The sequence below is a fragment of the Brevibacterium sp. K72 genome (genome assembly GCF_050562175.1).
Taxonomy (GTDB): Bacteria; Actinomycetota; Actinomycetes; order Actinomycetales; family Brevibacteriaceae; genus Brevibacterium; species Brevibacterium casei.
Genome location: NZ_CP191582.1, coordinates 20,605 through 33,296, shown reverse-complemented (window position 1 = coordinate 33,296; position 12,692 = coordinate 20,605). Strand labels below are relative to the sequence as shown.

13 protein-coding genes and 1 pseudogene are annotated in these 12,692 nt (G+C 68.9%); 3 read left to right on the top strand and 11 right to left on the bottom strand.

Annotated features, from left to right (window positions below; translation table 11 throughout):
• Positions 1-50: 50 nt before the first annotated feature.
• From ACQ1RG_RS00185 to ACQ1RG_RS00170, 4 genes and pseudogenes are all read right to left on the bottom strand, one after another.
• Positions 51-1,100, bottom strand: coding sequence for a homocysteine S-methyltransferase family protein (locus ACQ1RG_RS00185; RefSeq protein WP_430600397.1), 1,050 nt, complete (start codon positions 1,098-1,100; stop codon positions 51-53).
• A gap of 186 nt (positions 1,101-1,286) precedes the next feature.
• Entirely contained in the window at positions 1,287-1,583 is a 297-nt protein-coding gene (locus ACQ1RG_RS00180; protein ID WP_095376458.1) for a hypothetical protein, read from the bottom strand.
• A 16-nt stretch (positions 1,584-1,599) separates the two neighbouring features.
• Positions 1,600-1,953 (bottom strand): TraR/DksA family transcriptional regulator, encoded by a 354-nt coding sequence (locus ACQ1RG_RS00175; RefSeq protein WP_009376061.1) that lies wholly within the window; start codon positions 1,951-1,953, stop codon positions 1,600-1,602.
• Between the two features lie 55 nt (positions 1,954-2,008).
• Positions 2,009-2,533 (bottom strand): annotated as a pseudogene (locus ACQ1RG_RS00170) (ABC transporter ATP-binding protein); the annotation flags it as partial.
• A 122-nt stretch (positions 2,534-2,655) separates the two neighbouring features.
• Here ACQ1RG_RS00170 and ACQ1RG_RS00165 point away from each other — a divergent pair.
• Positions 2,656-4,107, top strand: a complete 1,452-nt coding sequence (locus tag ACQ1RG_RS00165) for a recombinase family protein (RefSeq protein WP_235988196.1) — start codon at positions 2,656-2,658, stop codon at positions 4,105-4,107.
• A gap of 105 nt (positions 4,108-4,212) precedes the next feature.
• On the opposite strand, the gene ACQ1RG_RS00160 is transcribed toward ACQ1RG_RS00165, so the two are convergent.
• From ACQ1RG_RS00160 to ACQ1RG_RS00145, 4 genes are all read right to left on the bottom strand, one after another.
• Entirely contained in the window at positions 4,213-4,818 is a 606-nt protein-coding gene (locus ACQ1RG_RS00160) for a hypothetical protein (protein WP_006213382.1), read from the bottom strand.
• Between the two features lie 19 nt (positions 4,819-4,837).
• Positions 4,838-5,407 carry a single-stranded DNA-binding protein gene (locus tag ACQ1RG_RS00155; RefSeq protein ID WP_006213381.1) on the bottom strand — a complete coding sequence of 190 codons (570 nt, stop codon included), beginning with the start codon at positions 5,405-5,407 and terminating at the stop codon, positions 4,838-4,840.
• Positions 5,408-5,488: 81 nt separating this feature from the next.
• Positions 5,489-7,276: a type IV secretory system conjugative DNA transfer family protein gene (locus tag ACQ1RG_RS00150; RefSeq protein ID WP_063249311.1), complete on the bottom strand. Its 1,788-nt coding sequence runs from the start codon at positions 7,274-7,276 to the stop codon at positions 5,489-5,491.
• Positions 7,273-7,743, bottom strand: a complete 471-nt coding sequence (locus ACQ1RG_RS00145; RefSeq protein ID WP_430600396.1) for a hypothetical protein — start codon at positions 7,741-7,743, stop codon at positions 7,273-7,275. The genes ACQ1RG_RS00150 and ACQ1RG_RS00145 overlap by 4 nt, the downstream gene beginning before the upstream one ends.
• Before the next feature lie 168 nt (positions 7,744-7,911).
• Here ACQ1RG_RS00145 and ACQ1RG_RS00140 point away from each other — a divergent pair, with 168 nt between their 5' ends.
• Both ACQ1RG_RS00140 and ACQ1RG_RS00135 read left to right on the top strand, forming a co-directional pair.
• Positions 7,912-8,277 carry an ArsR/SmtB family transcription factor gene (locus ACQ1RG_RS00140; protein ID WP_197464170.1) on the top strand — a complete coding sequence of 122 codons (366 nt, stop codon included), beginning with the start codon at positions 7,912-7,914 and terminating at the stop codon, positions 8,275-8,277.
• A gap of 44 nt (positions 8,278-8,321) precedes the next feature.
• Positions 8,322-9,551 carry an MFS transporter gene (locus tag ACQ1RG_RS00135; RefSeq protein ID WP_259787618.1) on the top strand — a complete coding sequence of 410 codons (1,230 nt, stop codon included), beginning with the start codon at positions 8,322-8,324 and terminating at the stop codon, positions 9,549-9,551.
• A 138-nt stretch (positions 9,552-9,689) separates the two neighbouring features.
• Here ACQ1RG_RS00135 and ACQ1RG_RS00130 read toward each other — a convergent pair whose 3' ends face one another.
• The 3 genes from ACQ1RG_RS00130 to ACQ1RG_RS00120 all read right to left on the bottom strand — a co-directional run bounded on the left by ACQ1RG_RS00130 (position 9,690) and on the right by ACQ1RG_RS00120 (position 12,673).
• On the bottom strand, positions 9,690-11,189 hold the full coding sequence (locus tag ACQ1RG_RS00130) for a hypothetical protein (RefSeq protein WP_006213376.1): 1,500 nt from the start codon (positions 11,187-11,189) through the stop codon (positions 9,690-9,692).
• A complete protein-coding gene (locus tag ACQ1RG_RS00125) occupies positions 11,186-11,632 on the bottom strand; it encodes a hypothetical protein (protein WP_167560411.1) in 447 nt (148 codons plus the stop codon). The genes ACQ1RG_RS00130 and ACQ1RG_RS00125 overlap by 4 nt, the downstream gene beginning before the upstream one ends.
• Before the next feature lie 120 nt (positions 11,633-11,752).
• A complete protein-coding gene (locus ACQ1RG_RS00120) occupies positions 11,753-12,673 on the bottom strand; it encodes a hypothetical protein (RefSeq protein WP_259787623.1) in 921 nt (306 codons plus the stop codon).
• Positions 12,674-12,692: the final 19 nt, after the last annotated feature.

Genomic DNA, 12,692 nt, shown 5'->3' with positions numbered 1-12,692 from the left:
CGAACCGACCGATCGGGCGGAAACCGACTCAAACCCGTGCGGGCCGCCGCTTATGCGCGGTCGCCGAGGGCGACGACGTTCTCGGCGAGGCGCTCGTTGTCTCCGTACATGAAGTGGTTGCTCATGTTCTCCGAGAACCGGCTCGCCTCCGTGGTGAGGCCGACCGCCTCGGCGACCTCGCGGATGTGCATCGGGGTGGCACCGCAGCACACGCCGAGGTAGTTGACCCCGAGGTCGTACGCCTCCTTCGCGAACGCGCCGATCTCGTACCTGTTGGTCTGGAGCGGGTCGAGCGCGGTGGGGAACGTGCGACCGTGCGGGGAGGGCACGGCGGCGTTCGGATCCGAGAGATTGAAGAAGGTCGGCTCCTCCTCGGTGGTCCGGTAGGGGATCGGCAGGGCGCCGACGTGACAGGACACGGCCTGCCGGATCTGCTTCAGCCACGGCAGCATCGTCGCAGGACCCCGGAAGCAGTTGAGTCCGACGACGTCGACGCCTGACTGCTCGAGGCGCTGGGCGGTCTCGACGATGCCGAAGCCGTCGGCCATCTCCTGGAACGCCATCGGGGCGAGCGTGAGGACGACGGGCAGGCCCGAGGCCTTCGCGATCTCCGCGGCGGCCAGCGCCTCACCGGCGAAGTAGAAGGTCTCGCCGATGATGAGGTCGGCGCCCTCGTCGACGGCCCAGTCGACCATCTCGGAGAACATTCCGCGGACCTCGTTCTGCTTCTCCTCGCTGGCCGGGTCCCAGATGTTCGAGTTCGAGATGTTGCCGGCCACGAAGTTGCCGGGCTTCTGGTCCGCGACGCTGCGGGCGATCTGCAGGGCTGCGCGGTTGAGCGGCTCGAGGAGGTCCTCCTTGCCGATGACGCGCATCTTCTCGCGGTGGCCGTTGTAGGTGAAGGCTTCGACGATATCGGAGCCGGCCCGCTGGAAGTCGACGTGGAGGCTGCGCAGGGCCTCGGGGTATTCGAGCGCGACCTCGGGCACGAATTCTCCCGCGGAGAGGTATCCGCGTTTCTCGAGTTCGAAGAGGAAGCCTTCTGCGCAGATCACCGGCCCGGCGTCGAGGCGCTGGGTGAGTGCGTTGGACTGTGACATGTGTTCTCCCGATAGTGCCGAGGTGGGCCGGCGGGCCCCGCGACAGTGGATCCCGATAACAGGGCATCGTCGCGTTGAGGACCCCGCCAGCTCATCACAGTGCCCGTCGCTGTCTGCCGCGGGCCGTCACAGAAGGTCACGACGCTGTCACATGTCGTCACGTTCGTCGCTGCTCGCCGAGGCGTCTCAACGCTTCGCCGCCCACTCGACGAGGAGTGCGGCGCCGAGGAGGCCGACGACCCAGACGAACCCGAACACGAGGGCGAGCAGCGGAATGACGACGATGCCGTAGGGGATCGGCAGCCACGGTCCGACGCCGGCGACAACCGCGGCCCCGAGGAGCCCGAGGGCCGCAAGGGTCCGGAGCACGAAGCCGGCGACAGGGGCCGAGGCCGGGCGGCGGAGACTGGAGACGAGGAGCATGACGCCGATCGCTGCGAGCACGAGGGCGGGAAGGAAGAGGGTGACGATCGCGGCGCTCACGCCGACCGCCGGGCGCTCATCGCCGGACGCGACCCGCGCAGGTCACGCACAGCGACGCATAGGGTCGGGCGTCGAGGCGTGCTGCGGCGATCTCTCCGCCGCATTCGGTGCAGATCCCGAACGTGCCCGCGTCGAGGCGGTTGAGGGCTGCGGCGATCTCGTCGAGCCGCTCAGCGGCCTGATCGCGCATCGCAGCGGCCTGGGACCGTTCGAAGGCGATCGTCGTTCCTTCGGGATCGTGCTCGTCGTCGCTGTTGTCACCCTCCCGGGCGGCCGAGATCCCGTCGATCGAGGCGTTCAAGGCGACGATGAGCGCACGGGTCTCCACGTCCTCCTCGCGGAGCCGCTCGCGCCATCGGTCACCGGTCATGCACGTGACCCTAGTCCCGCCAGGGCGATGGCACCACCCCCGTGGGCGGTTACGCCTAGAGGGCCTCGGTCATCTCGAGCCAGCGCTGCTCGAGGGCTGCGGTCTCGTCTTCGAGCTCGCGCACCTGGGCGGTGAGCGACGCGAGCCCTTCGAAGTCGGACTGGTCGTGGGCGGCCATCTCCGCGTGAAGGGCGTCGACCCGGGTGCTCAGCTTCTCCATCTTCCGCTCGATCGCCGAGACCTCCTTCGTCGCGGCCCGCCGTTCGGCCCCGCTGAGCGCGGGTGCCGTGGAGTCGGATCCCCCCGCCGAGGCGGCCCCTGACTGATCGCTGCCGCCGGTTGTCCCGCCGGCCGACCCACCCGTGCCGGCTCCGGCCGCGCGCAGCCGCAGGTACTCGTCGACCCCGCCGGGCACGTGCCGCAGCCGGTGGTCGAGGATCGCGTACTGCTGATCGGTGACGCGCTCGAGCAGGTACCGGTCGTGGGAGACGACGATGAGGGTGCCCGGCCACGAGTCGAGGAGGTCCTCCATCGCGGCGAGCATGTCGGAGTCGACGTCGTTCGTCGGCTCACCCAGCAGCTAGATGGCAGATGCAAGAGGAGCACCTGTCTGTCATGGAGACTCGACTACCCACCCGACCACCGGCTTCCGAGATCAAGGCTCTCATATACACGCGAGCCTCGATGGATCGTCACTACCTCATGCGCTCGACCGACGATCAGGAGACGGACTGCCGCGCCTGGTGCGCGCAGCAGACGTGGAATGTCGGCAGGGTCATCACCGATGCCAATCGATCTGCATCGAAGTGGCGCACCCGCGAGCGTGAGGGGTTCGAGGAGGCTCTCCACCTGATCGCCTCCAAGAAGTATGACGCGTTCGTGACGTGGGAGCCCTCCCGCGCCGGACGTGAGCTACTGGCGTACGTGCAACTGCGTGCGGCTTGTCAGGAAGCCGGTGTGCTCTACCTGACGAAGGGCCGGGTCTATGACTTTTCCCGCCATGACGACAGCTTCATGATGGGGCTGGAGTTCCTCACTGCGGAGAAGGACGCCGCGGTGATCCGGGACCGGCAGCTGCGCACCGTGCGGCTCAACGCGCAGAAGGGTCGCCCACACGGTCGGCTCCCCTACGGGTACCGCAGGGTGTATGACGAGCAGACGCGTGCGCTGGTTCGTCAGGAGATCGACCCGGGAAAGGCCTCGATCATCATCACGGCCGTCGATGAGATTCTGGACGGGGTCTCGATCAACAACATCGTGACTCGCCTGAATCGCGCGGGGGTGCCGACCCCGATGAAGCCGACGTCCGACCAGTCGCGAGGTTGGATGAGCTCAACCCTGCGCCAACTCATCAAGAGTCCAACGATTGCGGGCCTGCGCATGTATCAGGGCGAGGTCATCGGTGAAGCGGACTGGCCGGCGATCGTTCCGGTCGAAAAGTGGGAGAAGGTCAACCAGATCCTTGCGGACCGGGCTCGCCGTACTCGGTACGTGGAGGAAGGCAACCATAGTCACCCCAGGTGGCTGCTGTCATTCATTGCCAGGTGCGGCTTCTGTTCGCACCCCTTGGTGCGCATTCATGGTGCCGTGGATCGCAAGCGGACTGGGATGCCTCGCGACAACTACATCTGCGGGAAAGTGGGGTGCCGGAAGGTCAGTATCGACATTCCCTACACGGACGCTTACGTCACCGGCGCACTACTTGGTTGGCTGTCCAAGCCTGAGAGCCTAGCGGTCATTCTGGGCCCGGACGACAACTGGAACGAGCGGGTCCGCGAAGCCCAGGACCATGTCGCAGCACTGCGCAGGCGCCTCGCCGACGCAGCGGGCGAGTATGCACAGGGCCGGATCAGCATGACGATGCTGGCCGATGTCGAGGAACGCCTCAAGCCCGAGATCGAACGTGCCGCGAAAGCCGCCGTTCCCCCGGTCGCCGACAGGCAACTCCTCGCACTGATCCAGACGAAGGATCTGGATGCCGCATGGGAAGCTCTCGACCTGGTCGAGAAGCGCCGCATGCTCAAGATGCTGCTCGACATCCGGATCGAGAAGGCCAAGACCATGGGGGGCCGCTTTGATCCGGCACGGATCAAGATCACTCCTCGGTTCTCGGTTCCCGAGACATATCAATGGAGGCGACCAGAATCGTCCTGACCGCTGCGCCCTGACGGTCAGTCGGCGGTAGGAACGACGCGCCGAGCTCTCGCCCCAGCTCCTGGAGCCGCGAGAGCTCGGCGCTCGTCTGCTGAGCTGCGGTACTCATCGCAGTTCCCCGGTGCGCGGATCGGCGCCTGCGAAGAAGGCGTCCTCGGCGGCGCGGCGTTCGGCGACTCGTGCGGCGACGTACTCGACGAAGTCGGCATCGCGGTCGGCGACGAACACGTCCTCGACCGGGTCGGCGGGGTCCTCGCCGGGCCAGGTCGTCTGCCTGGTTGGCCGGTCGCGGTCCAGGCGGGTACCGGAGGCGGCGACCCATTCGCGCAGCCTGGCGCGGGCGTCGGCGAAGTCGCGATGCCACCCGAACGGGGCACTGCCGTTCTGCTCGGGGTGGTAGGCACACAGCCAGTGCAGATGCAGCGCTGAGAGCTCCCAGACGAGTTCGTCGTGGCGGTGCCAGAACGGTGGGATGACGCTGGCGGGCAGCCCGTAGGTGCGGCGTGTCGTCTCGACCCACCGGTTCAGGGCGTACCACTCCTTTTCGAGTTCGTCGGCGCGCAGCAGGTACCAGTTCACTGGGTGCGGCGGGCCGGGGTCCTCCTCGTCCTCGTCTTCGAGCATCCCCTCGTCGTCGAGGTCGAGCTCGTCCTCGGGCAGCTCCTCCACGGCGGGCTCACCGGGGGTCTCGTGGTCGCGGTCGTCGGTCATGATCGGGACTCCTCGGTGCTCACAGGCCCATGTCCGGCGACTGCCGGTCGGGCCGGTACTCGGGCGCGGCGAACGCGGCAGGCGTCTGCTGCTGCGCCACCTGCCGTTCCGGCTGCTCGGGAACGCCGGAACCGGCGGACTGCTGGGCTGCGTCACGTTCGACGGTGGGTCGCTGGGCCTGTTCGCGGCGCGGGGTGCGGTCGACCTCGTAGGTGGTGCGGGCCATGTCGTGACCGAGCGCGGTCGCGACGAACCGCTGCTTCGTCTCGCCGGTGCTCTTGGACTGGTAGTCCTCCATGCGCCCCTCGGCGATGAAGAAGTCGTTCTTGGCGAGTTGCTTGTAGGCGCGCACGGCGACGCCCTTGTAGGCGACGAGGTCGTGGTAGGTGTTCGGCAGACGGGTGTAGGTGCCGTCGTCCTCGTAGTCCCAATGACGCTGCTCGACCTTCGCGTAGAACGCCGCTTTGCCCTTCTGAGTGGTGCCCAGCGTCGGCTCGGACTTGATGCGTCCCTTGAAGGACTCGCGGACATCCGCGCCCTGCTCGGGCTGGGTCTCGGGGCCGGTTCCTGGGTTCTCGTGCTCGGCCATCGTGCTGCTCCTGTCTTCCTGATGCGGCCACCTGTCGTGGCGGCCGTCGTGACAGGCAGGTGCACACGAGCTGTCCCGGACCTACCGAGGCGGGTCGGGGCGGCGCAGCAGCGCCTCGATCTCGGCCCGGTCGGTCTTGAGCTGGTCGGCGTCGGCGCGAGCGGGCCAGGCGCGCAGATCGGTGACGATCGGCGGGGCCGCACGCAGCAGGGTCACCGCGGTGCCGAACGGGAGGGTCCGCAACCGGTCGGGCGGGAAGATCGCGACCCTGCGCACGGAGCGCTGGTTCTGGCGAGTGCCGTGATCACCGAGGGTGATCGAGTCGGTGTACTCATCACGTTCACCGATCAACGTGGACAGGTCTTGAAGGTCTTTGCTGTTCGAAGCCCCGCCGAGAAGAATCTTCACGATGGAGGCGTCCCAGATCGCGCCGGCCTGGTTCTCCGACCACTTGTCGCGCGCCTGCGCGAGAGACTGGAGCACGGGCAAACAGGTGATTCCGGTGCCACCGCCCTCGGCCATCAGCGTCGGCAACGACGGCAGCGGGGCGAGGTTGCCGATCTCATCCAACGCCAGCAGCAGTGGCGGGTCGAGACGGGCTCCGGGTGAGCGTGCCGCGATCCGCCGGGCGGTCTCCACGAGATCCTCCACCAACGCGGCGACCAGTGCTGCGGAGGCTCCGGCTCCAGCACCGGTCGCGAGGAGGAACAGGGTGCCCCGATCACGGATGAACGCTTCGGGGTCGAACTCCTCCCCGGGGCCGGGGCTGACGGCATCGAGCACCCGCGGGTCAGCGAGAGCACCGAGGGCCAGAGAGACGCCCTGCCAGATCGAATCGCGGGTCCTGGGGTCGGCGTCGATCATGGATTCCAGCGAGTCCGCCCACCCCGTGGCCGCGTCCGGGCTGTTGGTGAGGATCGCGACGGCCTCCGCCGCAGCCGAGGGGTCCAGGGTCCAGCGGAACAGCTCCGCCGGGGAACGCCCATCAAGAGCAGCGGCGTGCAGCAGAGCCTGCAGCGCAGTCCTCGTCTTGCCTTCCCAGAATCCGCCAGACTCCACCCCGCCGGCAGACAGGCCGGTGGCCGAGGCGAGGCCGGTAGCGCGGATCATCGCGGTGAGAGGGTCGGCGCAGCCACGCACGGGCGACCAGCGCATCCCCGCCGGGACGCCCTCGGCCAGGTGCTGGGGGTCGAACACTGCGACCGGGCCGTGCTTCTCTCTCGCGCGCAGGGTCGCGGTGAGGTTGTCCGGGCGGGTGCTGGTGGCGATCACCGCCCCCGGCGCGTCGAGGATCGCGGGGATTACCACGTGCAGGCCCTTGCCGGAGCGGGGTGGTCCGATGAGCAGGATCGAGTCCTCGACGCTGGCCCACACCTCCCGGCCCCGGCACATCCCGAGTCGGTAGCCGACATCCGCCGGGGTCGGCTTGGAGAGAGAGGGTCGCAAGTTCCCGGCGCGGGTGAGCAGCGCCGTAGGTGAGGCGACCGTGGCCACCTCGTGGCGGGTCGCGACTCCGGCGGTTGTGTGCGGGTCGACCTCGGTCTTGCGGGCGTGACGGCGCAGCCGCGTCCACACCCAGCAGCCGCCGGCGACCAGCCCGGCCAGCAGCACGACGGTCACGGCCCAGTAGGCGACCGCGCTCATCCCTGGCGCGTCGAGCGCGGCGGCAGGATCACCGGGCCGGAACAGCACCGAGATGCCGGAGGCGGGCCCAGCGGCGGGCTGGTCGGTGCCGGTGAGGAACGCGGCCACCGATCCGGCGCCGCGCAGGATCAGGGCGAGGCCGAACAGTCCGACCAGCCCGATCATCGCGGCGTTGGTCAGCTCGTCGCCGAAGCTGCCGCTCTGGCGGCCCTGCGGGACGCTCATCGCAGCCTGCGCGCCACGACCGTGCCGGAGACGCGCCCGACCAGCAGCACCTCTCCGGTATCCCCGACCCGTCGCGGATCGAGCAGCCCCCGTGCAGTGCCGTCGCCGGCCGCGTCGGTGTCGGAGACGAGCACGGTGCAGGCGATGTCCTCCCCGGCGACGAACCCCTCCCCGGTGACCTCGATCAGCGCCGGCACCGCCTTGGGCCGTCTCGTCTTTGGGGCCGGCTCGGGTGCAGGGTCGGCGCGGCGTGGTTGTGCGGCGACGAGTTCGGTGAAGCTCGTGCCGTCGGCCTCGTGCACCTCCACCCGCACCGGCACCGCACGCTCCTGGCTGGCGTGGTCGATGATCTGCGGGAACGCGGCCCGCGACCACGGCCGCTGGTCGTCGTCGGGCGGATACACGGTGCCGTCGATCATCACGGTCATCGACCCGTCGGCGTGGATATCGAGGATCACGGTGCGCATCGACACCGGCACCGGCTCAGGGAGATTCGCATGTCGTCTCATGCCGGCCAGGTGCACAATCCCGTACCCGCACCGTTCATCCTGGCTGCTGCTGGCGCAGCTGCCGGGCCTCGTCCAGCACACGACGGCAGGGTTCCCTCACCCATACGCCGCTGTTAGTATCTGCGTATGGATGCAGATAAGCAGATGTGCGGCATGGATCCCGCGTCGGAATACGTCGATCTCGCCGCGGAGGTCTTGGGACTGTTGTCCGATCCGACGCGGATCAGGATCGTGCTGGCCCTGCGCCAGGCCGACGAGTTGCCGGTGAACGCGCTGGCGGAACTGGTCGGGAAGAAGCCCTCGGGGGTGTCGCAGCATCTGGCCCGACTACGGATGGCGCGGATGGTCACGACCCGGCAGGAGGGCACGAGCGTGCTCTACCGCCTCACCGACGAACACGCGGTCGCCCTGGTGGTCGAGGCGATCAAGCAGGCCGAGCACGCGGTCGCGAACGGGCAGATCCCTCCCCACCACCACGCACCCCGGCAGTAGTAGCCCGTTCGTCGCACAAACTCTCGTTCGTTAGGCCTCGTCTCATGCTTGCTGTCCTGCGCAATCCCACCTACGCGAAACTGTTCAGCGCGCAGGTCATCGCGCTGCTGGGCACGGGCCTGCTCACCGTCGCGCTCGGACTGCTCGCCTTCGAAATCGCCGGCGGCGACGCCGGCGTGGTGATGGGTGTGGCGATGACGATCAAGATGGTGGCCTACGTCGCCGTCTCCCCCCTCACGACGGCACTCACCGCCCGTCTCAAGAGAAAGCCACTACTCATCGGGACCGATCTCATCCGGGCTGGGGTCGCGCTCTCGCTGCCGTTCGTGACCGAGGTGTGGCAGATCAATGTGCTGATCTTCCTGTTGCAGTCCGCATCGGCGACGTTCACGCCCGCGTTTCAGGCCGTGATCCCGTCCGTGCTCCCGGACGAGGGACAGTACACACGTGCCCTGTCGCTGTCGCGGCTCGCCTACGACCTGGAGTCGCTGGTGAGCCCGATGCTCGCCGCCGCCTTACTGACGGTCGTCAGCTTCCACAATCTCTTCGCTGGCACCGTGGTCGGGTTCCTTGCCTCTGCGACCCTGGTGCTTGTCTCCCGCTTTCCTCGCTTCGAGGCTCCCGCTCCGGCGCCGTTCTTCGATCGCCTCACCCGCGGCGCCCGTGCGTTCTGGGCCAGCCGGGAGCTGCAGGGCCTGATGGCGCTGAACCTCGTCGTGGCGACGACCACGGCGATGGTGATCGTCAACACCACTGTCCTCGTCCTGGGCGATCTGGGCCGCACCCAGTCCGATGCTGCGCTCCTGCTCGCCGCCTACGGAGGCGGCTCCATGATCGTGGCCCTGACCATGCCCAAGCTCTTGGAAGCCGTCTCGGACCGGCGAGTCATGCTCACCGGCGGCATCGCCCTGCCCGTCCTTCTCCTGGCCGGAGCCGGGGTGCTCGCCTGGACCGATGGCACGCCCCAGTGGGTCGGGCTGCTGAGCGTGTGGGCGCTGATGGGGGCGGCAACCTCCACGATCCTCACCCCCTCCGCCAGGCTGCTGCGGCGAGGCAGCACGGAAGAGAATCGGCCCGCGGTGTTCGCCGCGCAGTTCTCCCTGTCCCACGCCTGCTTCCTCATCACGTACCCCCTCGCCGGTGTTCTCGGCGCCGCTATCGGCCTTCCCGCCGTGGCTCTCGTCCTCGTCGGTATCGGCATTCTCGGCGCGGTCCTCGCCACCACTGCTTGGAGCGCTACGTCCCGCACTCTCGTGCAAGCTCACAAGCGATGAGCACAGGGAGCGCTCATGCCCTCCACGACCGCTTCGACAAAGATCGATCCGATCGCTCGTACGGTTGCATCTGTAACGAACATGCGACCCCACAGTCAAGGTCAGAACGTCTGGAGATCCGCGGAATCACGCGGATTCTTACCCTACGCGGGGTTGGTTTTTTCCGGGATCGGACATGCGGCTGGTGGTGTCGAAGAGCTCGTACTCGGCCGGGTGGAGCTGGTGCTGGACGACGAAGGAGCGTTCCTTGATCCGCCACAGCCCTTGTCCGGTGCCCAGCGTCGGCAGCAGCTCGCGCTCGGTGCCGGTCAGTCCAAGGGTCTTCGCGGTCGTGCCCAGCTGGTCGGATTCCTGCCGGTAGATGATGCGGGACTCCGCATTGGCGAGCAGGGAGTTCGCGAGCGAGCGCATGGCCGAGCCCTGGTCGCCGACGTTTTCCAGGTCGGTGAGCTTGTGGAAGATGAGCATGTTGCTGATCCCGTACGCCCTCGCCAGCCGCCAGTGCGCATCCATGCGCTTGAGCAACGCGGGTTCGGACATGAGGCGCCAGGCTTCGTCGTAGATGCACCAGCGCTGCCCGCCGTTCGGGTCCAGCAGCGCCGATTCCATCCACGCGCTGGAGCACGTCATCAACACCGACACCAGCGTGGAGTTCTCGGTGACTCGCGACAGGTCCAGGGACACCATCGGCAGGGTCGGGTCGAACACCTCCGTCGACGGGCCGTCGAACAGGCCGGAGAGGTCCCCAGCCACCAGTCGTCGCAGCGCGTGTCCGACCATGCGGCCGTCCTCGGCCAGCCGCCCGTCAGGGTCGTGGGAGGGAGACAGGAGGTGGTCGACGATCATCGGCAGGATCGGCACCTCGTTCTCCCGTACCGTTTCGGCGAGGGCGGTGTCGATCGCGGTGTGCTCCAGCGGCGACATGGGCCTGGCCAGCACGGTTTCGGTGAGCGCGCCGATCAGGTCGCGGCGGCGGGAGGCGACCGTCGTCTCCCACTCCGCATCGCTGAGCCCGGAGGGGCGGTAGCCCTCGTCGAGGGGGTTGAGGCGGGTGGGCAGGCCGTGGCCGAGCTGGATCGCCCGCCCGCCGACGGCGCGGGCGATCTCAGTGTGCTCGCCTTTCGGGTCACCGGGAACGTAGACCCGCCGCCCGAACGGCAGGCTGCGCGTGTACAGGCTCTTGGCGAGGGAGGATTTGCCGCTGCCGACGATCCCTGCGACCACGACGTTCGGGGCGGTGATGACCCCGGTCTGATACAGCACCCACGGGTCGTAGACGAACGAGCCCCCGGAGTAGAGGTCCTGGCCGACGAACACGCCCGCCGAGCCCAGGCCGCCCTCGGCGAGGAACGGGTACTGGGCCGACAGGGTCGCGGAGGTGTCCTGGTGGCGGGGCAGCCGGAACCGGCCCGGCGTCCGCAACGTTTGCTTGCCGGGCTCCCCGGCGGCGGGCAAATACCGAGTGGCCTTGCGCTCGGCCCGCTCGACCTCGGCCTTGGCTTTCGCTTCCGCGACCTCGCGGCGACGCTGCTCGGCCTGCAACCGGGCCGCGGCCTGGCGGCGCTGCGCCCGCAGCCGTCGCCGCTCGGTGGCCGGGGCGACCAGCACGGAGGTATGTAGGCGTTCCTTCTCGCTCACAGTCCCAACCCCCGCTCCTGACCTCTGCTGGACCCGGCGGGGTGCGGGTCGAACCACGACCCTGCCGGCTGCGCGACCCGCGCCTGCCTCCCCGCGCGCAGGGAACGCCGCGTCGTGTGCTTCGGAACGGTGGTGGGGTGTTCGATGGCGGTGACGGCACCGGTCAGGCGGGTCGTGGTCTCCTCCAGTGCGGTGCCGGCCTGATGGAGCTCGTCACCGATCTGCAGCCCGGTATCCCGTGCGAGGGCCGGGGCGCCGGGGAGGGTGTGGGCGACGGCGATCCGGTCGATCGCCTCCCGCATCGCCGTGGCCGCATCGCGCAGGTCGCCCAGCAGTGTGGCGGTGCCGGGACCCGTGGCCTGCAGTTCACTGTCCGCGGCGAGGTGGCGCAGGTTGCGGGCGGCCTCGGTGGCGAACGCGGCGGGATAGTAGACGGCGGACATGATGGCCTCCCAGGCACGAGAACGACGGGGATGTGGTGCAGGTGCACCCCACCCGCCCGGTCACGGACATACCGGTGCCGCCGACCCCACAGGGCGGCGGCACCACGGGAGGTAGTCGGGTCAGAGGCCGAGGCCGCGGTCACGCTTGACCGCCGCGACGCCCGGATGCTCGAACCAGGAACCCTCGCTCACCGGCCCACGCCCGGCGGCACTGCCCGCTTCTCGTCCGGTGGCGCGTACCCCGCGATCAGAGAGCGCCGCAGCGGCAGCACCCGCCGCGCCCATCGCAGTCCCGGCCGAGGCGGCACCGCCGGCACTGCCCATGTCGGGGTCCATGGTCGGTGCGGGGGTGTCGGTGTCGAGGCTGTCCTCGGGCGCGATCTGGTGGTGGCGGTAGAGGGCGACGTGGCCGAGGTCCGGGTTGTAGGTCAGCGTGTACTCTCCCGTGCGTGCTTCCTTGTCCAGCGCCCCGGTCGGTGGGGTGTCGTAGACGTAGCCGTTGAGCATGGCCGCGTCCGTGGTCTCCTCGCCGTAGTCGAAGCCGGCCAGGTGCTCGATCGCGGCGTCCGGGCCGTCACAGTCGATCAGCCACAGCACCGCATCGGCTTCACCGCTCTGGAGGAAGACGATGTTCACCCACCGCGACACCGGCCCCTGAACCCTGGTCATCTCCGTCTCGGCGGGTGCGGGCGGGGCGGGGTGCCAGGCGATGCGACCGGCAGCCTGCGAGGCACGGTTAAGCCCCTCCTCGACACGGTCCAGGGCGGCAGCGGCCTCGGAGAGCTCCCCGGCGGCCAGGCGGGCATCACGGATACCGGCGGCGGGGTCTCCGGCATCGTCGAAGGCGCGCCCGTCATGGCGGGCGTGGCGGGTGGCGAGCTGCTGGATCGACTGCTGCATCGAGCGCACCCCGGCCAGCAGGTCCCCAATCACCCCGTAGGCGTCCTCGGGGTGGGTGAAGTCGCGGCTGGCGTGCGCCAGGCCGCGCAGCGCCTGCGATGCCTCCTCGGCGTCGGCGACGGGATCGTAGAATGTAGGCACGGTTCCTCCCCTTGACTGT